The following is a 23,332-nucleotide window of genomic DNA, read 5'->3' on the forward strand; positions in this document are numbered from 1 at the left end:
CTCTATGCCGATGTCCACGAAAGCTCCGACCGCCACCACACCGTCCACCGGTACCGGCAGCGCCGGTGACGCCGTCGAACTGCCGACGCGCACCCGCTCGCTGACCGGGTGGGGTCGCACCGCACCCACCTCCTCCGAAGTGCTCTCCACGGGTGATCCCGAGGTGATCGCCAAGGCCGTGGCCCTGGTCGCCGAGGACAACGACGGCAAGCCCGCACACCTGCGCCGCGGCGTCATCGCGCGCGGCCTCGGCCGCTCCTACGGTGACAACGCGCAGAACGCGGGCGGGCTCGTCGTCGACATGACCGCGCTGAACACCATCCACCGGATCGACCGCGACACCCGGCTGGTCGACGTCGACGCCGGCGTGAACCTGGACCAGCTGATGAAGGCCGCGCTGCCGTTCGGCCTCTGGGTCCCGGTGCTGCCCGGCACCAGGCAGGTGACGATCGGCGGCGCCATCGGCTCCGATATCCACGGCAAGAACCACCACAGCGCGGGCAGCTTCGGCAACCACGTGCGCTCGATGGAGCTGCTCACCGCCGACGGCACGGTGCAGACCATCACGCCGGAGAAGAACCCCCAGCTCTTCTGGGCCACCATCGGCGGCTGCGGGCTCACCGGCATCATCCTGCGCGCGAGCATCGAGATGACGCCGACCGAGACGGCGTACTTCATCGCCGACGGTGATGTGACCCCGACGCTGGACGCGACCATCGCCTTCCACAGCGACGGCTCGGAGGATCAGTACGAGTACAGCTCGGCCTGGTTCGACGCGATCAGCCCGGAGCCCAAGCTCGGCCGCGCCGCGATCTCCCGCGGCAACCTGGCCAAGCTGGACCAGCTGCCCAAGAAGCTGCAGAAGGACCCGCTGAAGTTCAACGGCAAGACCTTCCTCACGCTGCCCGACGTCTTCCCGAACGGGCTGGCGAACAAGTACACCTTCACCCCGATCGGGGAGCTCTGGTACCGCAAGTCGGGCACCTACCGGGGCAAGGTGCAGAACCTGACGCAGTTCTATCACCCGCTCGACATGCTCGGCGAGTGGAACCGCGGCTACGGCTCGAACGGCTTCCTGCAGTACCAGTTCGTGGTGCCGCCGGAGTCGGTGGACGAGTTCAAGCGGATCATCGTCGATATCCAGCGGTCCGGCTTCTACTCGTTCCTGAACGTGTTCAAGCTCTTCGGCCCGGGCAACCAGGCGCCGCTCAGCTTCCCGATGCCGGGCTGGAATATCTGCGTCGACTTCCCGATCTCGGCCGGGCTCAACGAGTTCGTCACCGAACTGGACCGCCGCGTCCTGGAGTTCGGCGGCCGGCTCTACACCGGAAAGGACTCGCGGACCTCCGCCGAGACCTTCCATCGGATGTACCCCCGGATCGACGAGTGGATCAAGGTCCGCCGCAGCGTCGATCCCACAGGCGTTTTCATGTCGGACATGGCGAGAAGGCTGGAGCTCCAGTGATCAATGCCGTTGGCAACCCGCAGACCATCCTGCTGCTCGGCGGAACCTCCGAGATCGGGCTCGCGATCTGCGCGGAGTACCTGAAGAAGGGGCCCGCGCGGATCGTGCTGGCCGCGCTGCCGAACGACCCGCTGCGCGACTCCGCGGTGGCCCAGCTGAAGACCGCGGGCGCGAGCCGGGTCGACGTGGTCGACTTCGACGCCCTCGACACCGACAGCCACCCCAAGGTCATCGACGCGGCATGGGACGGCGGCGACGTGGATGTGGCCATCGTGGCGTTCGGGCTGCTCGGCAATGCCGAGGAGCTGTGGCAGAACCAGCGCAAGGCGGTGCAGATCGCCGGCATCAACTACACCGCCGCGGTCTCGGTCGGCGTGCTGCTCGGCGAGAAGATGAAGGCGCAGGGGTTCGGGCGGATCATCGCCATGTCCTCGGCCGCCGGTGAGCGGGTGCGCCGCTCGAACTTCGTCTACGGCTCGACCAAGGCCGGGCTGGACGGCTTCTACCTCGGCCTCGGCGAGGCGCTGCGGCCGCACGGCCCGCGCGTGCTCGTCATCCGGCCCGGACAGGTGCGCACCACGACCACCGTGAACCACTGGGCGGAGACCGGGGCCAAGGAGGCGCCGTTCACCGTGGACAAGGAGGAGGTGGCCGCGCTCGCGGTGGCCGCCTCGGAGAAGGGCAAGGAGCTCATCTGGGCGCCGGGCACCTTCCGCTACGTGATGTCGGTGCTGCGCCACATTCCGCGGCCGATCTTCCGCAAGCTGCCCATCTAGCCCGGTATCCGGCCGCGCGGTCGAGCGCGGCGAGCCTTCCGGCCGCACCGTCGCTTCGTGGCGGTGCGGCCGAGTCGTAGGCACCGGCCCCGTCGATCGGAGCGCACCGTTGACCAGCAGCCCCCTGGCGATCCTCGCCCGCCGCGCCGCATCGGGCGCGGGCAACGCGCTGCTCGCCGCGGTGCTGGCCGCTGTCGTCGCGGCGGTGCAGCTGGTGGCGTTCTCGCTGGTGGAGTGGCCCGCGTTCAATTCGTCGAATGTGACGCGGGCGCTCACCACGGTGGGGCAGGTCGGGGCGGCGGTGCTGCTCGTCGCCTCGGTGCTGCTGCTGCGGCGGCATCGGCTGCCGTGGCTGGCGCGGGTGCTCTCCTGGGCGGGGATCTCGACCTTCGTCACGGTCACGCTGGGGATGCCGCTGGCCGCGACGAAGCTGTACCTCTTCGGAATCTCGGTGGATCAGGAGTTCCGCACCGAGTACCTGACCCGGCTCACCGACAGCGCGGCGCTGCGCGACATGACCTATGCCGACCTGCCGCCGTTCTACCCGGCCGGGTGGTTCTGGCTGGGCGGGCGGGTCGCGAACCTGCTCGGCATGGACGGGTGGGAGGTCTTCAAGCCGTACGCCATCGTGGCGCTCGCGGTGGCGTCGGTGCTGGCGCTGGTGCTGTGGAGTGAGCTGGTCCGGGCCGATCTGGCGGTGGCGGTGACGGCGGCGACGGTCGCGCTCACGCTCGCGTATGCCGCGCCGGAGGCGTACAGCGCCGTGCTCGTGGTGCTGATCGCGCCCGCGCTGGTGCTGGCCTGGGGTGCGCTGCACCGGCCGGGGCCGAGGGGTTCGTCCGCCGGTGGGTGGGGTGCGGTGCTCGGCACCGGGCTGTTCCTGGGGCTGTGCGCGACGTTCTACACGCTGTACGCGGCGGTCGCGGCGTTCGCGGTCGGGCTCATGGGGTTGAGCGCGGCGTGGCTCGCGGTGCGGGCGCGCCGGGTGGCGCGCAAGGGGCTACGCGCCACGAGCACCGTGGCGCACACGCTCCCCCAGGGGGGCGCTTGGCGGGCGGCGCTGCCGCCGCTCGTCCGGCTGGCGGTGATCGCGGGGATCTCCGCGCTGGTTGCGCTGCTGGTGTGGACTCCCTACCTGCTGGAGGCCGCGACCGGGAAGGTCGCGCTCGGCGGCGGCGCCTTCCACTACCTCCCGGAGGCCGGGGCCGAACTGCCCCTGCCCATGGCCGAGTTCTCGCTGCGCGGCGCGCTCTGCCTGCTCGGGCTGGTCTGGCTGGTGCTCCGGATCGGCTCCTCGCGCCGGGCGCAGGCGCTGGGGATCGGCGTCGCCGCCGTGTACCTGTGGACCCTGCTCTCCATGCTGGCGACCGCGGCGGGCACCACCCTGCTCTCCTTCCGGCTGGAGCCGATCCTGCTCGTGCTGCTCGCGGCGGCCGGAACCTTCGGCTTCGTGGAGGGCGCGCGCGCGATCTACCAGGCGCTGAACGAGCCGGCGCGGTTCCGCGCGGTCGCCGTCGCGGTGGGGCTCGCGGGTGCGCTCGCCTTCGCGCAGCAGATCCCGCACGTGCTCGCCGCGGAGATCACCACCGCGTACACCGACACCGACGGCGACGGCAACCGCGCGGACAAGCGCAACCCCTCCGCGGTCTCGCACTACCGGCAGATCGACGAGGCGCTGCGCTCGCAGACCGGCCGCGCCCCCGCCGACACCGTGCTGCTCACCGCCGACACCAGCTTCCTCGCCTACTACCCGTACTTCGGCTTCCAGGGGCTGACCTCGCACTACGCCAACCCGCTCGCCGATTTCGCCGGTCGCGCCGCCGCCATCGAGCGCTGGAGCGAGCTGGAGACCCCCGCCGAGCTGCTGGAAGCACTGGACACCGCGCCCTGGCGCGCGCCGGACGCCTTCCTCTTCCGGCGCGGCGGCGACGGCTACACCCTGCGGCTGGCCGCCGACGTCTACCCGAACGACCCGAACGTGCGCCGCTACACGGTGAGCTTCCCCACCGAGCTCTTCGCCGACCCGGCCTTCACGATCACCGACATTGGGCCGTTCACGCTGGTCACCGTGAAGCGCTGAGGTATACGCCCGAATCCCGCCGACTGGGTCCACTCAGCGGGAGCCGGTACGGTGGGCGGCCGTAACCGGCGAGCGTGAGGAGTGATTCCCGAGTGCGACAGGCGCAGGACGTCGCGGCGGAGACCATCGGCGGAGCGCCCGCCCCGCGGACTCGGCGCTTCCCGCGGCGGCACCGGGCGAATCTCGCGGTGGACGCCGGGTACCTGGCGCTCGCCTGCACCGTGCTCTCCGGGCAGTGGCGCGACACCGGCAGCGGCTACCTGGTGAAGAGCGGCCAGGACCAGACCATGTGGGAGTGGTTCTTCGCGGTCACCGCGCACTCGGTGGCGCACCTGGAGAATCCGCTCGGCACCGACCTGCAGAACTTCCCGGCCGGGGTGAACCTCATGGCCAATACCGCCATGTTCGGCGTCGGGGTGCCGCTCACGCCGGTCACGCTGCTCTTCGGGCCGACGGTCACCTTCGTGCTGGTCCTCACCGCCGGGCTGGCCGGGACCGCGTACGCCTGGTACCGGCTCTTCGCCGCCGAGCTCACCGAGTCCAGGGGCGCCGCGATTCTCGGCGGGCTGTGCTGCGGCTTCGCGCCCGCCATGATCTCGCACGCCAACGCGCACCCCAACTTCGTGGTGCTGCCGCTGCTCCCGGTGCTCGCCGGGCTGCTCATCCGGCTCGGGCGCGGGCGGGCAGGCGGTGTCCGGTGGCGGGCCGCCGGTGTGCTCGGGCTGCTCGTCACCGCGCAGATCGCGCTCGGCGAGGAGCCGCTGCTGGTCTTCGCGCTCGCCTTCGGGCTGTTCGGGCTGGTGTACCACCTGCACGACCGGCGGGGCGGGCTGCGGGCGCTGCGCGCGCTCACCCCGACCGTGCTCGCCGCGGCCGCGCTGACGCTGCTGCTCTGCGCGGTGCCGCTGTGGTGGCAGTTCTTCGGGCCGCAGAGCTACCGCTCCATCGACCACGGGCCGATGGGCAACGACCTGAAGGCGCTCACCCAGTTCCCGTCCGAGTCGCTGGGCGGGGTGCTCTCCCCCGGGCAGAGCGTCGCGATCAACCCGACCGAGCAGAACGCCTACTTCGGCTGGCCGCTGCTGCTCTTCGCCGCGGTGGCGGCGGCGCTGCTGTGGCGGGAACGGGCGGTGCGCGGCGCGGTGGCGGTGATCGCGGTGTTCGGGGTGCTCTCGCTGGGGTCGGAGGTCATGCTCGGCAAGCAGCCGACCGGGATCACCGGGCCGTGGCGCTGGGCCGAGGAGGTGCCGCTGCTGAGCACCGTGCTGGAGAGCCGGCTCACCATGGCCGCGGTCCCCGCCATCGCGGTGATCCTGGTGCGCGCCTGCACCCGGATGGGCGCCCGCGCGCGGGCGGACAGCAGCGACCCGCGGCCCGCCTTCTTCCTGCTCGGGCTGGTCGCGGCGCTGCTTCCGCTCATCCCGACGGTGCTTCCCGTCGTGCACCGGGAGCCGACGCCGCGGATCTTCGCCGAGCACCTCATCGACCCGTACCTGCACGGCGGCTCGGTGGTGGTGATCCCGCCGCCGCGCCCGGCGGATGCGAGGGCGCTGCGCTGGCAGGCCGACGCCGGGTTCGGATTCCCGCTGGCGGACGGCTATTTCGTCGGGCCGACCGGCGCCGACCGGAAGGGCAGCTACGGCCCGCCCGCGCGGCCGACGGCGGCGCTGCTGATCGAGGCGCAGCGAACCGGGCGGGTGCCGGCGGTCGACGCCGCGACACGCGAGCGGGCGCTGGCGGATCTGCGGTACTGGCGCGCCGACGTTCTGGTGCTGCCGGTGGGCGGCACCGGTACCGATGTCCTGCGCGGCACCACCGCGCTGCTCGTCGGCGCGGAGCCGGTGCGCGTGGCCGACGCGTGGGTCTGGGACGTGCGCGCGGTCGGTGCCGCCGCGGGCGGTCTATAGCATCAACGACCGTGCGACCGGACCGACCCACCGCTGCGTTCACCCGATACCGCCTGATCGCCCTCGTCTCCGGGCTGCTCGGGTTCGTACTCGCCCTGCTCACGCCGCTGCTTCCGGTGCGCCAGGACGCGGCGGCGCTGGACTGGCCGCAGGCCGGGGCGGCCTCGGTGGAGGCGCCGCTCGTCTCGTACGTCCCGCTGCGCCTGGACGCCACGCTGCCGTGCACGCTGCTCGGCGCGGTGCCGGAAGCCCCCGGCGGGGAGGCCGCGCCGGATCAGGGCACGACGCTGCTCGCCACGATTCCCCCCGCCTCCCCGGACGCGAGCGCCAAGGGGCTCACCGTCACCGTGCGCGACGGCACCCTCTCGGTCCTGCTGCGCGACGTCCCCATGCTCGCGGCCCCGGTGGCCGAGATCCAGGGCTGCACCGCCATCACCGTAGGGGTGAACGACAAGGCCGCCACCGTGGAGTTCACCGGCGCGACGCGGGCGGACGGGACCGCGTTCCGCAATACCGTCACCCGCGATATCCGCCCGCAGCTGGTCGGCGTCTTCACCGACCTGGGCGAGCAGCAGCTCACCGGCGCGACCCTGCACGCCGAGCTGGATTCGCGCTTCACCTCCAGCCCCGCCCCGCTCAAGCTGACGGTCATGGCGCTGGCCCTGCTGGCCACCCTGATTTCGCTGGTGGCGCTGCACTTCCTGGACACCGCCGACGGCCGGAGGGCCCGCCGCGTGCTCCCGGCGCACTGGTGGCGCTTCACCCTCGCCGACGTGGCGGTGCTCGGCACCCTGGCGCTCTGGCACGTGATCGGCGCCAATACCTCCGACGACGGCTACATCCTGAATATGGCCCGCGCCTCGGAGCGGTCCGGGTACCTGGCGAACTACTACCGCTGGTTCGGGGTGCCGGAGGCGCCGTTCGGCTGGTCTTACGAGGTGCTGGCCTGGATGGCGAAGATCTCCACCTCCAGCCCGTGGATGCGGCTGCCCGCGCTGCTGGCCGGCATCGTCTGCTGGCTGGTGATCAGCCGCGAGGTGCTGCCCCGGCTCGGGGCGCGGGTGCGGCGCGACCGCACCGCGCTGTGGACCGCCGGGCTGGTCTTCCTCGCCTTCTGGCTGCCCTACGACAACGGTCTGCGCCCGGAGCCGCTGATCGCCGCCGGAGCGCTGCTCACCTGGTGCTCGATCGAGCGCGCCATCGCCACCGGCAGGTTGCTCCCGGCCGCGCTCGGCGTGCTGATCGCCGCCTTCTCGCTGGCCGCCGGGCCCACCGGGCTGATCTGCCTGGCCGCGCTGCTGGCCGGGTCGCGCCCCGCGCTGGTGGTGCTGGTGCGCAAGGTGCGCGGCTCGCATCCGGCCGGCCGGGCCGGCACCGCGCTGCGCTACCTCGCCTACGGCGCGCCGATCCTGGCCGCGGGCACCGCGGTGCTGGTGGTGGTCTTCGCCGACCAGACGCTGGCGACGGTGCGCGAGGCCACCCGGGTGCGCACCGAGGTCGGGCCGAACGTGGCCTGGTTCGATGAGCGCACCCGCTGGGACTCGCTGCTCATGCTGGCCCCCGACGGCTCGCTCGCGCGCCGCTTCGGGGTGCTGCTCATGCTGCTCTGCCTGCTGGTCTGCGTGCTGCAGGTGCTGCGCAAGAACGGCATCCCCGGCACCTCGCGCGGGCCCTCGGTGCGGATTCTCGGCATCGTCTTCGGCTCGCTGCTGCTCATGATGTTCACCCCGACCAAGTGGACGCACCACTTCGGCGTCTACGCCGGGCTGGCCGCCTCGCTGGCCGCGCTCGCCGCCGTCGCGGTCGGCGTGCGTGGCATCGGGCAGACGCGCAATCGCGCGCTCTTCGCGGCGGCGGTGCTCTTCGTGCTCGCCATCACCTTCACCGGCTCGAACGGCTGGTGGTACGTCTCCAGCTACGGCGTGCCGTGGTGGGACAAGGCGCCGCTGGTGGCGGGCAAGGGGCTCTCGACGCTGTTCCTCGGGCTGGCCGGGGTCGCGCTGCTGGTCGCGGCCTGGGCGCACTATCGCGCGCCGTTCCGCGCGGGCGGCAGGCCGGGCCGCTTCGACCGGCTGGCCTCGGCGCCGCTCACCGTCGCGGCGACGCTGGTCGTGCTCTTCGAGGTGGCCTCGCTGCTCAAGGGCGCGGCCGGGCAGGCCCCCGCCTACAGCATCGCGCTCTCCAATGCCCGCGCGCTGGCCGGGCAGCCCTGCGCGCTCGCCGACGAGGTGCTGGTGGAGACGGACACCCCCGGGTCGGTGCTGGCCCCGATCACCGGCTCCGCCGCCGACGGCCTCGCCGCGAAGAACACCGGCTTCACCCCGGACGGCGTCGCGGCCGACCTCACCGCCGACGCCGAGGAGACCGCGAGCGGCGGCGCCAACTCGGTGGACGGCGGCGCCGAGAACAAGACCACCAACACCACGGGGGCAGGCACCGGCGGCGGCGTCTCCGCCGAGACCGGGATCAACGGCAGCACGGTCGCGCTGCCCTTCGGCCTCGACCCCGCCCGCACCCCGGTGCTCGGCTCGTACCAGGCGGGGGTGCAGCAGCAGGCGTCGCTGACCACCGAGTGGTACGGCCTGAACCTGGGCGACAGCATGCGCCACGACCCCGCCTACCGGACGCTGGTGATCACCGCCGCGGGCCGGATCCGCTCGATCGACGCCGACGGCGTCGCAACCTACGGCTCCGATCTGAAGCTGGAGTACGGGGTGCGCGACGGCGCGTCGGTGCGGCCGCTCGGCTCGGTGCTGCCGCTGGATATCGGGCCGTCGCCGTCCTGGCGGAACCTGCGGGTGCCGCTGGACGAGATCCCGCTGGAGGCGAACGCGGTGCGGCTGGTCGCGGTGGACAACGACATCACGCCGCGGCAGTGGCTCGCCGTCACCCCGCCCCGGCTGCCGCGGCTGGCGACGCTGAGCAGCGTGGTCGGCACCACCGATCCGGTGCTGCTGGACTGGCACGTCGGGCTGGCGTTCCCGTGCCAGCGGCCGTTCGACCACGCGCACGGCGTCGCGGAGGTGCCGCGCTGGCGCATCCTGCCGGACCGGGTCGGCTCGGACGCCTCGAACGCCTGGCAGGACGATATCGGCGGCGGCCCGCTCGGCTGGACCGGGCTGCTGCTCGACGCGCAGACCGTGCCGACCTACCTGGACGACGACTGGGGCCGGGATTGGGGCGCGCTGGAGCAGTTCACCCCCCTCGACCCGGCCGCGGTGCCGGCGTCGGTCTCGGTCACCGAGGTGACCCGCTCCGGGCTGGAGCCGGCGCCGCCGATCCGGGTGAAGTAGCGGGCAAAACCGTTGCCGGAGCGAACGTTCCACACAGGGTGCGAAGGCTCCGGTCACCCTCCCGCTACCGTCGTGGCAGGTCGCCGGGCGGGGTTTCGCATCTTCGCAGCCACCCGCCGGATTGCCCGGCGAACTTCCGAATGGATACGTACCCTGACCCGTATGACCACGGAATTCGATGACATGGAGCTGCGCGACCTCGTCGGATTGCTGAACGAGGAGGAGCAGCGGGAACTGCGCCCGGCCGTACTGCGGATGCTGTCGAAGCTTCCTCCCCAGGAGGTACTCCGGCGGGAATTGGGGCGGCGGTTGACCAAGGTCTAGACACTTTTCGCCCGGTTACCCGGGCGCACGGACGAACCGACGAAGGCCGTCGGGGAGGCGCTGAACCAGCGTCGCCCGACGGCCTTCGTCGCGTTTCGGTACCTGCCCCGCCCGCGGCCGCGCGCCGCGGCCGCGGGCGGGGCGGGCTACTGCTCGAACACCCGCAGCGGGCCCGGCGTCCACAGCCCGGACCGGCTCACGGTGCCGGTCTGCAACTGCGCCGGAACCGCCGAGCGGTACTGGTCGTAGCGCTCCAGCGAACCCCAGTCGCGGGCCCAGTCGTTCTCCAGGTACGTGGGCACCGTGGTGGAGCGGGCCAGCATCTGCGAGAAGCCGAGCGGGCCGCCGAACTCCTGCGCCTGCCAGGTATTGGTCGAGCTGATCGCCAGCGGCCGGTCCGGCAGGATGCGGTAGTTCGGCACCTCGGCCACGCCGTACTCGTGATCGAACGGGCGCTGGCAGGGGAACTGCAGCCCGACCGCCCAGTCCAGCAGGATCGGCTGCTCGCTGCCCAGGTAGCCGTTGAGCGAGCGCAGCTCCGGCATGCGCGGCGGGGTGAAAGCCAGCCACTGGTCGCCGATCAGGATCGGGTCGTTGGCCACCACGCGCACCGCGTCGGCCTCCGGCGCGATCTCGTCCAGCGGGACCCGCAGGTTGCGCCAGGACGGGAACGGGCCGATATCGCGCGGCAGGTAGGTGCCGAGCTGCTGCACGGTGCCGTCCGGCTGCCGCTTGCCGTAGTCGACGGTGAGCGACTGGCCGTACTTCATGGCGCCGGTGTCGTCGAAGGAGAGGATGCGGCCGGCCGCGGTGAGCACCACCAGCGGGCGCTCCGCCGAGCGCGGCGCCAGCTGGTACCAGCTGGAGGTCAGGTTGGCGGGCTGCTGCACGCCCTCCTGGTAGCTGCCGAGCACCGGGGTGGTCGCCGGGTCGAGGCCGTAGGGCAGCGCGACGGTGCTGCCGTTGACGCCGAGCGCGCCCTGGCCGCCGCCGGTGCCCGCGCTCTCGCCCTCGGCGAAGGCGGCGCCGACCGACTGCGTCGAGGTATTGCCGGTGCCCGGCTTGACCTCGACGCTGTCCGCGGAGAGATCGTCCGGCACGCCGTTCGGGTCGAAGCCGACCGGGTTCGCCCCGGCCAGCGGGTCGGCGGCCGGGTTCGCCGGGTCGGCGATCGGCTCCAGCCTGCCGCCGTTCGGCTCCGGCTCGACCAGCACGTCGTTGGCCAGGCCGCAGGTCTCGCCGCGCAGCGCGTCGATATTGCCGCGGGCCAGCGAGTACCCGGGGTACTGCGAGACCGCGCCCTTGGCCAGCGAGGCCACCTCGAGCAGCACCATGAGCGCGGCCACCACGGTGAGCGGGATGGCGGCGAACCGGCGCACCCGCTGCCCGCGCGCAGAGCGCGGCGAGCTCGGCGGCTTGGCGTACCCCTCGCGCAGCGAGAGCCAGGCCACCAGTGCCAGCGCGGCGCCGAAGAGCACCAGCATGAGGGTGTTGGACTGGAAGCCGGAGAGCGAGATCCGCTTGTCGAACCACGGGACGCCGAAGCTGGAGACGTACCAGTAGCCGTTGATCCCGGAGAACGAGATCGCCAGCACGAAGAGCAGCCCGGCCAGGAAGATGGCGCGGTTCTTGCGCGCCCGCAGCGCCGAGGCCGAGACCGCGACCGCGGTGACCGCCGCCAGCGAGCCCGCGATCCCCGCGTACGCGCCGAAGTGGTGCGTCCACTTGGTCGGGTTGAACATCATGAAGAAGATCGTCCCGAAGACGATGCCCATGAGCCGCCAGGTCGGCGCGGCCGCGATGCCGGGCACCCGGCGCCTGCGCAGCAGCACCAGCATGGTGGTGAAGAGGCAGAGCAGCATCACCAGGAAGGCGAAGCGGCGGGCCAGCGAGCCGTCCACCGTCTCCACGAAGAGGTAGTAGTAGCGCAGGTAGTCCTCGTACCAGGCCAGGTTGGGGCCGGTGGCCTGGCGCACCCGGTTCGCTTCCTGGATGCCGGCGAAGGTCTGGTCGCTGTAGACCACGGTGAGCACGAGCAGCCCGGACGCCGCTATCGGCGCCAGCAGCGCGGCGGTGGCGGCCAGGCTGCCGCCGAGCCTGCGCCTGGTGCGCACCGCGATCCGCACCATGGGGCGGATACCGGCGAGCAGCGCGGCCACGCACATGAGCCCGGTCGGCGCGGCGGCCAGGGTGAAGGCGGCGATCAGAATCGCGATGGCGGCGGGCAGCAACCGGCCGGTGGCCACCGCGCGCTCGATCGAGACCCAGGTGAGCAGCGCGCCGAGCGCCACGATCGGCTCCGAGCGCAGGCCGTTGTCGAAGGGCAGCCAGAAGGCGAGGAAGACCAGGCCGCCGGTCCACAGCGCGACCCGGCTGGTGCGCACGCCGCGGCCGAGCCGGGGCACCACCTCGCGGCTGATCACCATCCAGCAGAGGATCGCGCAGAGCAGCGCGGGCACCCGGACCCACGGGCTGGCCGTGGAGATCTCGGAGAAGACCTGGATGACGTAGTAGTACCAGCCGAACGGCGCCTCCGGGACGCCGAACCAGCGGAAGTAGTTGGCCATGTACCCGGCGTGCGGGGCCACCCGCACCATGCTCAGGATGTAGCCGTCGTCGGAGGTGTTGGCGCCGATGAAGTGCCAGACCACCAGGGTGCCGATCACCGCGCCGTCGGCGAAGGTCGGCTTCAGCCAGTTGCGCGGCAGGAAGCGGCGGTGGCCGCGGCCGTCGCTGCCGTCCAGCCGGGCCAGCGCGCCGAGCGCGAGCAGCGTGAGCAGCACCGCGCCGATCATCGCGCTCAGCTTGATCCAGGTGGGGCTGGTGCTGAACCTGGTGTCGACGTCCATGTCGAAGGAGAGCCCGGCCGGCACCTCGCCGCGCAGGTCGGTGAAGACGCCGACCACCTGCGGGCGCAGGTCGCCGGCGAGCGTGCCCGCCACCGGCTTGCCGTCCGAGGTGAGCAGCCCGTCGAACACCGCCGTGGTGGCGTCGATATCCGAGCCGATCACGATGGTGCCGCACTCCGCCATCCGCGACCGCTCCGCCGTCGCGACCACCGCGTTGCGGTCGATCACGTCCACCGCGGTCTCCGACACCCGGACGAAGAGCGACTCCAGCGCCGCCCCCGTGCCCTGCGGCGGCGCGGTGGCCAGCAGCATCCCGCCCTGCGGCGGCAGCTGCTCCACCGCCGAGCACGGAATCGTGGCCCGCAGCTCCAGCGGCACCTGCGACATCAGCGGCGCCTGCACGTTCTGCACCGACCCACCCTGCGGCCACTGCAGCGCCGCCGTCGTCTGCGTCACCGGCAGGAACGGCGTCGCCAGCGCGAGCAGCGCGCCGAGCACACCGGCGATCAGCGCGATCAGGCGCGCGATCCGGTAATCCTGCGGCGCGACCTGAGGCGCGGCGGGGGGCTTCGTCAAGACAGCGGTAGCGGCGTCGGGCACGGTTGGCAATGCTAACCGCCCGCGTGTCGGCGCGGGCGCGCGCTCGCCCCCAATATGCCGGGGTTGTCCACAGGGGGTGCGGGCTGGGGATGAATCAGCACCCGTACTTGTCCGCGAGGGCGGGGAGGTGGTGCGAGGCTTCGGCCATGTCCGCGGCGTAGTCGCGGAAGTCCGCGCGGGCGGTCGCGATCGTCCGGCCGAGCGCCGCCTCCACGAACGCGCGGTCGCCGGCCACCAGCACGTACTCGTCCGCCGATAGCCGCACCGCGTGCTCCCTGTTCTCGTCCACCAGGATCGCGTCGAACTGGCCGACCGCACGCCGCCAGCCCGCCACCTCGTCCAGCGCACACCGCGCCGCCTGCTCCGGATACCCGGCGCCGAGTTCCTCGGCGGTGAAACACAGCAGCTCGCCGATCCCCCGGTGGCGGAGTGCCCGGAGGAAGCGGGCCGCGAACGGCCCGCTCATATCGAACGGGATCTCCTCAGCGGGAACAACGATCCGATCGGCCGCGCCGAGCCACCGCGGATTGAACTCCTCACCCGCACCGAGTAGCTCCGCACGCAGCACCGCCGAGGTGCCGTCGGCAAGGTATTCCAACTCGCGCTCCCTCATGGGTTGTACCTGTATTTCCGATCGGAACCGGTGGGCGGCTGGATGGAGACGGTTACCCGCCCGTCGGACGACGGCCGGAGCGTGACATTACTTCCGTCCTCCAGGGTCACCGACCTGGCGCCGTTGTCGTAGGTCCGGACGTCGTAGCCCTGCGAGACGATGGCGAAGTCGTACTCGGCTCGGGCTGCCCCGCCGTCCTTGCTGTAGATGATGGAGCTGCTCTTCTTGATGCGGACTGCGTCCCGGCCGAGAACCTCTTCCGCGCCTGCCCGGTCCCGCACCGTGCGTGCGGCCGGGTCCGGTGTAGTCGAGCCGCCGACGGGATCCGGCACCTCGGCGATCGGACGCGAGTTGATGTCGTCGGTGATGCGGCGCGGCTCGCCGAGATCCTCGGCGGCAAAGCGCTCGACATCGGGAAGGCGAAGGGCTTTCCAGTCGTTCAGGTCGGCGAGGACCAGGCGGGTGAAGGCGGTGAGCGAGGCGGAAGGAATGCCCGCCCGGAATCGAACTTCGAGTGCACGGCTGTGCGGAGTCACCTCGACCCCGCCGAGCGCGGCCGCGTTGGCCAGGATCAAGCGGGGCAGTCTGGTCTCGCGGAGCGCGACGACTTCCCGCGAATGATCCGCCGTGAAGGCCGCGAGTTCGGCGAAGCGGCGTCGGCAGCTCCCGATCACTGCGATGAGATCGTTCAGATCGTCGGCGGAGGCGCGGGCATCGTCCGCGTCCACCTCGCGTACCAGGGAGAGGGCGGCGAAGAGATCGTCCGTGAACTCCGTCTCGCCGGCATTGCGCCAGGCTGTGGCGAGATCGGCCACCTCCTCCTTGTCCGCGTCGGTGACCAGGGGACCGACCATGTCAGCGAAGCCGACGCCATTGTCGACTACGCCGTGCCCGGTACCCATGCCGGTGGTGATCGGCGCGGGCGGCACCAGCCCCCGCTCCGCGGGCAGCTCCGGTCGCACCGGTGCCGCGGATTCGGGCGAGTGCGTCGCCCGGTGATCCGCGAGCGCGTGGTTGTAACCCGCCACGGTGAGGAGCGCCGCATAGCGGTCCAGTGCGGGAATTGCCGACCTGTGCAGGAAGTCGAGAAGTTCATCAGCGGCCGCATCGTGCCGCCCTCCCCACTCCCGCCCTACCCCGTCGGTACCTGCCGCGCCGGTCGACGCCGTGACGATCGCCTTCAGCTTCTCGAAACACCCCGCCAGCTGATCAGCGGTGCGGAGACACCGGCGGCTGCACTCGTAGAAGACTTCCGGATCGCCGTCCATTCCCCCCTCGTCTCACCGATTGCGCCCCACCATCTTCAGGTTCGTGGCCACCGCGGTGGTGTAGCTGTCGGCCGCGCGTGCGGCCGTCCGCTCCAGGGCGGTCAGACCGTCGCGAATATCGTCCAACGCAGTCGCCCAATCGCTGTGCGCCTCCGCGTACGCATCGGCGGCGACACCGGACCTATTCGGTGGATCCGGAGCAGCTCCGGAATCTCACCGCAAAACTGCACGACTATCAGGACTTCCTCGCGGGGCACATCAGGGAGCTGGAACAGCGTGTGCGGGGCCTCTCATCCAGCACCCGAGTGCATGTCTCCCCAGCCGTCCGCATAGGACTGCGCCGCCGCGCCGCGCCAGGAATTCATCAGCGCCGAGACCTCGCCGTCCAGCGAATTCGCGCCGTCGCGGAGTTCGATTGCGATGCGGTAGGCGAAGCGGCCCAACGCGGCCACATCCTCCGGCACCGCCGCGAAACCATCCTGGTCCACCACAGTTCCCCCATCCGCTACCCCCGAGCCGATGCTACCGCGCGACACCGGGGCGATGACGGCCCCTGATACACGTCTCCGGCCCGATGGATGGAAAGCTGGGGGTATGACCAAGGTGAATCTCGAGACCAACCACGGGCCCATCGTGCTGGAGCTGGACGAGGCGAAGGCGCCGGAGAGCGTGCGCAACTTCGTCGAGTACGTGCAGGCCGGGCACTACGACGGCACCATTTTCCACCGCGTCATCCCGGGCTTCATGATCCAGGGCGGCGGGTTCGAGCCGGGTCTGCAGCAGAAGCCGACCAATGCCCCGATCCAGAACGAGGCGGGCAACGGGCTGAAGAACCTCAAGTACACCGTCGCCATGGCGCGGACCAACGATCCGCACTCGGCCACCGCGCAGTTCTTCGTGAACGTGTCGGACAACGACTTCCTGAACCACTCCGCGCCGGCCGGTCAGGGCTGGGGCTACGCGGTGTTCGGCAAGGTCGTCGAGGGCACCGAGGTGGTCGACAAGATCGCGGGCGTGCAGACCGGCAGCGCGGGGCCGCACCAGGATGTGCCGAAGACCGACGTGGTCATCGAGAAGGCCACGCTCGCCTGATCGAGCAGCTCGAATCGGCCCGCCCCGGAACTCCGGTGGCGGGCCGATCGCGTCAGAGCGGGAGCAGGTGGTGCTTGCGCGGGCTCGGCGCGACCTTCTTGTCCGCCAGCAGTTTCAGCGCCTTGCGCAGCTCCAGCCGGGTGGCCGAGGGCTCGATCACGGCGTCGACGTAGCCGCGCTCGGCGGCCACCCACGGCGTCGCCATGGTGGCGTTGTAGAAGTCGATCATCTGCTGCCTGATGGCGGCGCGCTGCTCCTCGGGGGCGGCGGCGATCTGCTTGCCGCCGATCAGGCTCACCGCGCTCTCCGCGCCCATGACCGCGATCCGCGCGGTCGGCCAGGCCAGGTTGACGTCGGCGCCGAGCTGCTTGCAGCCCATCACGGCGTACCCGCCGCCGTACGCCTTGCGGATCACCACGGTCACCTTGGGCACGCTGGCCTCGACGAAGGAGAAGAGGAAGCGCCCGCCGCGCTTGATCACGCCGATCTTCTCCTGCTCGACGCCGGGCAGGAAGCCGGGGGTGTCGACGACGAAGACCAGCGGCAGGCCGTAGGCGTCGCAGATCCGGACGAAGTGCGCGGCCTTGTCCGAGGCGCGGGCGTCGAGCGCGCCGGCGTAGACCATGGGCTGGTTCGCCACCACGCCGACGCTGCGGCCGTCCACCCGGGCGAAACCGGTGATCACATTGCGCCCGGCGGAGGCGCCGAACTCGTGGAAATCGCCGTCGTCGAAGATGCGGAGCAGGATGTCGTACATGTCGTAGCCGGCATTGTCGGAGTCCGGCATGATCGCGTCCAGCTCCAGGTCGCTGGGGGTGACCTCGGGCTCCATGCCGGGGTTCACCACCGGCGGCCGCTCGGTGCAGCTGGTGGGCAGGAAGCCGAGGTAGCGGCGCACCCACTCGAAGGCGGCCTGCTCGTCCTTCGCGACGTGATGGATATTGCCGTACTCGGCCTGGCTGTGCGCCCCGCCGAGCTCCTCCAGGCTGACGTCCTCGCCGGTGACCTCGCGGATCACCTTGGGCCCGGTGACGAACATGTACGCCTCTTCGGTGGCGACCACGACGTCGGTGTTGATCGGCGCGTACACCGCGCCGCCCGCGCACTTGCCGAGAATCATGGAGACCTGCGGCACCAGCCCGGAGAGCGGCTCCTGCCTGCGGCCCAGCTCGGCGTACCAGGCCAGCGAGGTCACCGCCTCCTGCACCCTGGCGCCGCCGGAGTCGTTGATCCCGACGACCGGGCAGCCGACCCTGGCCGCGTACTCCATGAGGTGGGTGACCTTGCGGCCGAACATCTCGCCCACCGACCCGCCGTACACCGTCTGGTCGTGCGAGAAGACCGCGACCGGCCTGCCGTCGACCAGGCCGTGCCCGGTGACGACGCCGTCGCCGTAGAGCGCCGCCGGATCGCCCGGCTTGCGCACCAGCGCACCGATTTCCACGAAGGTGCCCGGATCGACCAGCATGCTGATTCGATCGCGCGCGCTCGGAATCCCCTTCTTCGCGCGCTTGGCCACACCCGCTTCACCCGCCGGCTCCTGCGCCAGCTCCAGTCGCTTGCGCAGGTCGGCGAGTTTCTCGGCGGTGTTGGTCACTAGTCCCCTTTCGACTTTTCGATGACGTCGAGCCGGGCGCTGAGGTCGGCTCCGATCCGGCCGACCCGCGGCTCGTCGATGATCTGCAGGTGGTCGCCGGGGATCTCGATGACGTCGAGGTTCGAGAGGTACTCGCCCCACCCGCCGTTCGGCTTGCGCTCGGCGTAGCGCGGCTCCAGCTCGATCATGCCGTCGTGGTAGCGGTCGGCGAGGTAGAGCACGACATCGCCGTCGTACCGGATCGGCTGCATGCCGGCCAGGTGCCTGCCCTCGATCCAGGAGGTGCGCTGGTGCTCGAGCACGCCGCCGGGGATCTTGGCGCCGCTCAGCTTGATCAGCTGGCTGACGATCGTGTACTGCTCGTCGTCCGAGGCATTGGCGAGCTCGCGCAGCTGCTCCTCCGGCAGGTCGCCCTCGACGCCGTAGGTCTTGCGGGCGAACTCCTGGTAGCGCTGGATACGGCGCAGCCGCTCGTCCGGGCTGTTGTCCTCGGGCTCGGCCGGGATGGCGAGGTCGATCAGCCCGACCAGCCGGACGTCGGCGCCCTCGTCCCGCAGCAGCCGCGCCACCTGCAGCGCGAAGACCGCGCCGAGCGACCAGCCGTACAGCACGTAGGGGCCGTCGCCCTGGATCTTGCGCAGCTCGGGCAGGTACTGCCGCGCCCGCTCCTCGATATTGCCCTCGACCCGCTCGAAGCCGTACATCGGCGTCTCCGCGGGCAGCCGCTTGAGCAGCGGCTCGTAGACCAGGGTGTTGCCGCCGGACGGGTGGAAGACGAAGACCGGCACGGCGTCGTCGGTCTTGGCGCGTAGCGGGCGGATGAAGCCGTCCACGTCGGCGCCGGTGTCCTGCAGGTTGCGGACCACGTCGGCGAGCTGCTCGATGCTCTCGCAGTCCAGCACATCATCCAGCGTGACCTCGGCCTTGACCCGCTCGGTGAGCCGGGCGGCGAGCTTCTCGGCGGTGTCCTCGTCCAGGATCGGCAGGGTGTCGAAGATGCCGCCGGGAGACTTGCCGGTGACCAGGGCCCAGGTGGCGTAGGTGAGCCGCTCGGCGCCGTCACGTGGCGGTACGCCCTCCTCGTCGGAGGAGGAGCCGGACTTCGGCGCCGGGGCGGGATCGGCGGCCGCGCTCGGCCGGTCCGCCGGGCTCGGCGTGGCGCCGGTCGCGGCGGAAGTGGCGGTGTCCGCAGCGGTGGTGCCGCCACCGGTGGTCGCGGCCCGGTCGGCCGCATCGGCGGCGCGGGCCGCCGTGTCGTCGGCGGAGGCCGTCACCGGGGGCATCTCGGTGGGCGCGGTCTGCGCGGCCGGGGCCACCGGCTCCTCCCCCGCCTCCAGCGCGGCGCGCGCGGCGGCGACGAAGTCACCGCCGACCTCGAGCTCACCCTCGCCCGCGGCCTGCCGGTCGGCGATCGCCTGCACCTCTTCGCGGTGGTCGATGGCGTAGTGCAGCACCTTGCCGACCTCGCGCAGGCTGGCATCGCGCACCGCGGCGATCTGCAGCTGCGGGATGTCGAACTCGTACTCCACCCGGTTCTTGATCCGCATGGCCATGAGCGAGTCCAGCCCCAGCTCCATGAGCGGGATCTCCATGGGCAGGTCCTCGACCGCGTACCCCATGGACTCCGCCACGATGGTGGCGAGCCGGTCCTCGAGCGGCTGCGTGCCGTTCGGATCCCAGCGGTCGCCGAAGCTCTCGACCACCTCGATATCGGGTTCGCCGGTCGGCGCGGCGGCGGCCGGAGCGGGCGCGAGCGCGTTCGCGGGCAGCGGGGCGCCGGAGACCACGACGGCGTCCAGCACCAGCCGGAACCCGCTCTCCTCCTTCGCGTGCACCTGCACAGAGGCGCCGCCGGGGTGCGGGGTGAGCGTGGTGGTGAGCGACCCCGAGCCGGGCAGCGCGCCGTGCGGCTGGGACGCGCCGAGCGCCGGATCGGCAAGCACCTGCGCGGCCGCGGCGGTGACCAGCGCGGCGGCATCGGTGACGGCGCCGGCCGGCACCTCCCAGACGTGCCTGCCGTCCGGCAGCGCGACGTGCGCGCCGGGCACCCCGGCCGGGCCGGAGACCCGGATGGCGGCCTTGGGCCAGTACTGCTTGCGCAGGAACGAGGTGCGCGGGATGTCGCCGAAGCCGCCCGCGGGCAGCAGCGTCGAGAGGTTGACCCGGTGCCCGTGCACGTAGAGCTGGGCGAAGGCGCCGAGCACGCCGGCCGACTCGTCCTCCTTGCGCTTGAGCGTCGGGATCAGCTGGGCATCGTGCAGCCCGGCCGCGAAGGTGGTGCCGAGCACCTGCATGAGCGCGACCGAGTTCGGCGCCAGCTCCAGGAAGGTGCTGTGCCCGGCGTCGACCGCGAGCTTGACGGCATTGGTGAAGTACACGCTGTGCCGCATGTTCTTCACCCAGTAGTCCTCGTCGTGCACCGGCTCGTGCCCGGCCTTGAAGAACTGCTCCTTGTGCACGGTGGAGTAGAGCCCGGCGCGCAGCGGCGTGGGCTCCAGCCCGGCCAGTTCGGCGGCGAGCTCGCCGAGCAGCGGGTCCATCTGCGAGGTGTGGCCCGCGCCGCGGGTGGGCAGCACCCGGGCGAACTTGCCCGCCTCCTCGACCTTGGCCACGATCGCGGCGACCTGCGCCTGCGGCCCGCCGACCACGGTGTTCGTCGGCGCGGCGTACACCGCGACCTCGACGTCCGGGTAGTCCCGCAGCAGCTCGGCGACATCGGCGGCGCTGAGCTCGACGAGCGCCATATTGCGCACGTCGTCGTCGGTGATCATGGCCTCGCCCTCGCCCATCAGGCGGGAGCGGGCGCAGATCACCCGCACGGCGTCCTCCAGCGCCAGGCCACCGGCGATGTAGGCACCCGCCACCTCGCCCATGGAGTGGCCGACCACCGCGGCGGGCTCGGCGCCGTGCGCGCGCAGCAGCGCGGCGAGCCCGATCTGGATGGTGAAGATGCCGACCTGCGAGGTGCCGACGTCGTAGTCCTGGCCGTCGTCGAGCAGCATCTCCCGGATCGAGTACCCGGCCTCGTCCTGCACCAGCTCGTCGACCTCGTCGACGGCGCGGCGGAAGACGGCGTTCTCGGCGTAGAGCTGCTTGCCCATCTTGCGGTGCTGGGCGCCGAAGCCGGAGAGCACCCAGATGGCGCCCTGCGCGGCGGGGGCGTCGGCGCTGAACACGCCGGGGCCCGGCTTGTTCGCGGCCAGCTGCCGCAGCCCGGCGATCGCCTCCTCGTGCGTCTTGGCCAGCACGACGCCGCGCGAGCGCCAGTGGCTGCGCTTGGCGAGTGCCCGCGCCACGTCGGCGAGCGGGGTGGCCTGCCCGGCCTCGGTCTCCAGCCAGTCGGCGAGCTCGGTGGCGGCGCGGCGGCGGCGGGAGGGGAGGTAGGCGGAGACCGGGAGGATCACCGGGAGCGGCTCCTCGCGCTCGCCGGTCCACTCGGCGGGCTCCGCGGACTCGACCAGAATCTCGGTCGCGGCGGCGATGACGTCGTCGCCGGTCGCGGCGGTGACATCGGCGCCGGGCTCCCCGGCGGCGGCATCGGTGCCCGGCGGCACGGCGGCGGCATCGCCACCGGGACCGGCGGCGCCGTTCCCGGACGGCACCGGCACACCGGCACCCGACGGCGCCGCGGCGTCGTCGGCCGCGGCATCGCCGGTCGCATCGGCGGTCACGTCGTCCGCCGCGGCGGCGCCGCCGACCGCGACGAGCGGCTGCGCGGCGACCGCGCCGGAATCCGCGGCCTCGGCCGGGGCCGAGGTCCCGGCGGCGGGCACGCCCTCCGGACCCCGGTACTCCTGCAGCACGACGTGCGCATTGGTGCCGCCGAAGCCGAAGCCGGAGATACCGACCGTGGCCACTCCGCTGTAGCGCGGGAACGGCGTCGGCTCGTCCACGACCTTCAGGTGCGCCTGCTCGAACGGGATGTACGGGTTGGGCCCGGCGTACCCGATATTCGGCGGCAGCACGTCGTGCTGGAAGGCCATGAGCACCTTGGCCAGGCTGGCCGCGCCCGCCCCCGACTCCAGGTGCCCGAAGTTGGTCTTGGCCGAGCCGAGCAGCGCGGGCTTGTCGTCGTCCCGGCCGCGGCCGACCACCCGGCCGAGTGCATCGGCCTCGATGGGATCGCCGAGCAGGGTTCCGGTGCCGTGCGCCTCGATGTAGTCCACCGAGGAGGGCACGATGCCGGCGTCCCGGTAGGCCCGGCGCAGCACCTCGGCCTGGGCATCCGGGTTCGGCGCGAGCAGGCCGTTGGAGCGGCCGTCATTGTTGGTGGCCGAGCCCTTGACCACGGCGAGGATGCGGTCGCCGTCACGCTCGGCGTCGGCGAGCCGCTTGAGCACGACCAGGCCGCCGCCCTCGGAGCGGACCATGCCGTCGGCATCCGAGGAGAACGCCTTGATGTGGCCGTCCTTGGCCACCGCGCCGTTCTTGTCGAAGCCCAGGTTGGCGAAGGGCGCGAGGATCATGTTCACGCCGCCGGCCAGCGCCAGGTCGGCATCGCCCTCGCGCAGCGCGCGCACCGCCTGGTGCACCGCGACCAGGGTGGACGAGCAGGCGGTGTCGATGGCCACCGAGGGGCCGGTGAAGTCGAAGAAGTACGAAACCCGGTTCGGGATGATGCTGCTGACGCTGCCCATGATGGCGTAGGCATCGGCCGAGGCCGGGACGCTCGGGTCCTTCTCGCCGCCGAGCCCGAGCGCGGCGATGAGCTGGAAGTCGTTGCTGGAGGAGCCGACGAAGACGCCGACCGGGGTGCCGCGCAGCTCGCTGGCCGGGATCCGCGCGTGCTCCAGCGCCTCCCAGGTGAGCTCCATCATGAGCCGCTGCTGCGGATCGACCCGCTCGACCTCGATCGGCGACATGGCGAAGAACTCCGCGTCGAAGCCCTTCACCACCTCCTGGTCGAGGTAGCCGCCGAGGCTGTTGCTCGCCGCGACGGCCTGCGCCACCTCGGGCTCGCCGAGGAACTCGGACCAGCGACCCTCGGGCAGCTCGCGGATGCCGTCGCCGCGGTTGATGAGGAAGTCCCAGGTGGACTCGGGGGTGTCGCCGGCACCGGGGAGCCGGGTGGCGAGCCCGACGATGGCGATGTCGTGCGCCGCGCCGGGGCGGTACGAGGTGTAGAAGGCGTCGTCGGTGGTCTCGGCGGGTGCCTCCGGCTCGCCGTTCACGATCCGCTCGGCCAGCGAGGCGATGGTCGGGTGCTGGTAGACCACGGTGGCGGTGAGCATGACGCCGGTCAGCTCTTCGATATCGCCGCCGAGCGCGATGGCGTCGCGCGAGGCGAGGCCGAACTCCTCCATCGGGCGGTCGACCGTGATCTGGTCGGCCTGCTGGCCGGTGGCGTCGGCGACCCAGTTGCGCAACCATTCCCGCAGCTCGGCGACGGAGATGTCGGGTCGCTCGGCGCCGCCGGACGGCGAAGTGGGGTTGCCCTCGTTGTCAGCCATCAATTCCTCAAGCTACTC

The 23,332-nt window shown here is 71.9% G+C and carries 13 protein-coding genes; 7 read left to right on the top strand and 6 right to left on the bottom strand.

Annotated elements, in window-relative coordinates; translation table 11 throughout:
- Positions 1-4 precede the first annotated feature (4 nt).
- The 6 genes from AB0H71_RS07950 to AB0H71_RS07975 all read left to right on the top strand — a co-directional run bounded on the left by AB0H71_RS07950 (position 5) and on the right by AB0H71_RS07975 (position 9,845).
- Entirely contained in the window at positions 5-1,465 is a 1,461-nt protein-coding gene (locus AB0H71_RS07950; protein WP_357016415.1) for an FAD-binding oxidoreductase, read from the top strand.
- On the top strand, positions 1,462-2,241 hold the full coding sequence (locus AB0H71_RS07955; RefSeq protein ID WP_357016417.1) for a decaprenylphospho-beta-D-erythro-pentofuranosid-2-ulose 2-reductase: 780 nt from the start codon (positions 1,462-1,464) through the stop codon (positions 2,239-2,241). Before AB0H71_RS07950 ends, AB0H71_RS07955 begins: the two co-directional genes overlap by 4 nt.
- Positions 2,242-2,350: 109 nt before the next feature.
- Complete coding sequence (locus AB0H71_RS07960; protein ID WP_357016420.1) at positions 2,351-4,321, top strand: galactan 5-O-arabinofuranosyltransferase; 1,971 nt, start codon at positions 2,351-2,353, stop codon at positions 4,319-4,321.
- Between the two features lie 92 nt (positions 4,322-4,413).
- Positions 4,414-6,228 (top strand): glycosyl transferase, encoded by a 1,815-nt coding sequence (locus tag AB0H71_RS07965; RefSeq protein ID WP_357016423.1) that lies wholly within the window; start codon positions 4,414-4,416, stop codon positions 6,226-6,228.
- Between the two features lie 11 nt (positions 6,229-6,239).
- Positions 6,240-9,521 (top strand): arabinosyltransferase domain-containing protein, encoded by a 3,282-nt coding sequence (locus AB0H71_RS07970; RefSeq protein WP_357016426.1) that lies wholly within the window; start codon positions 6,240-6,242, stop codon positions 9,519-9,521.
- Positions 9,522-9,683: 162 nt separating this feature from the next.
- Positions 9,684-9,845, top strand: coding sequence for a hypothetical protein (locus AB0H71_RS07975; protein ID WP_169811444.1), 162 nt, complete (start codon positions 9,684-9,686; stop codon positions 9,843-9,845).
- 146 nt (positions 9,846-9,991) lie between these two features.
- On the opposite strand, the gene AB0H71_RS07980 is transcribed toward AB0H71_RS07975, so the two are convergent.
- From AB0H71_RS07980 to AB0H71_RS07995, 4 genes are all read right to left on the bottom strand, one after another.
- Positions 9,992-13,270 (bottom strand): arabinosyltransferase domain-containing protein, encoded by a 3,279-nt coding sequence (locus tag AB0H71_RS07980; RefSeq protein ID WP_357018404.1) that lies wholly within the window; start codon positions 13,268-13,270, stop codon positions 9,992-9,994.
- A 118-nt stretch (positions 13,271-13,388) separates the two neighbouring features.
- Entirely contained in the window at positions 13,389-13,892 is a 504-nt protein-coding gene (locus AB0H71_RS07985) for a hypothetical protein (RefSeq protein WP_357016428.1), read from the bottom strand.
- A gap of 11 nt (positions 13,893-13,903) precedes the next feature.
- On the bottom strand, positions 13,904-15,175 hold the full coding sequence (locus AB0H71_RS07990) for a hypothetical protein (protein WP_357016431.1): 1,272 nt from the start codon (positions 15,173-15,175) through the stop codon (positions 13,904-13,906).
- Between the two features lie 290 nt (positions 15,176-15,465).
- Complete coding sequence (locus tag AB0H71_RS07995) at positions 15,466-15,663, bottom strand: WXG100 family type VII secretion target (RefSeq protein WP_357016434.1); 198 nt, start codon at positions 15,661-15,663, stop codon at positions 15,466-15,468.
- A gap of 106 nt (positions 15,664-15,769) precedes the next feature.
- Here AB0H71_RS07995 and AB0H71_RS08000 point away from each other — a divergent pair, with 106 nt between their 5' ends.
- Positions 15,770-16,267, top strand: coding sequence for a peptidylprolyl isomerase (locus tag AB0H71_RS08000; RefSeq protein WP_357016437.1), 498 nt, complete (start codon positions 15,770-15,772; stop codon positions 16,265-16,267).
- Between the two features lie 52 nt (positions 16,268-16,319).
- On the opposite strand, the gene AB0H71_RS08005 is transcribed toward AB0H71_RS08000, so the two are convergent.
- Both AB0H71_RS08005 and pks13 read right to left on the bottom strand, forming a co-directional pair.
- The gene (locus AB0H71_RS08005; protein WP_357016440.1) at positions 16,320-17,864 is read right to left on the bottom strand and encodes an acyl-CoA carboxylase subunit beta; all 1,545 of its coding nucleotides are present in this window, start codon (positions 17,862-17,864) and stop codon (positions 16,320-16,322) included.
- A complete protein-coding gene (pks13, locus tag AB0H71_RS08010) occupies positions 17,864-23,314 on the bottom strand; it encodes a polyketide synthase Pks13 (RefSeq protein WP_357016441.1) in 5,451 nt (1,816 codons plus the stop codon). Before pks13 ends, AB0H71_RS08005 begins: the two co-directional genes overlap by 1 nt.
- Positions 23,315-23,332 lie beyond the last annotated feature (18 nt).

Origin of the sequence: Nocardia sp. NPDC050697, from assembly GCF_040654395.1 — a bacterium.
Taxonomy (GTDB): Bacteria; Actinomycetota; Actinomycetes; order Mycobacteriales; family Mycobacteriaceae; genus Nocardia.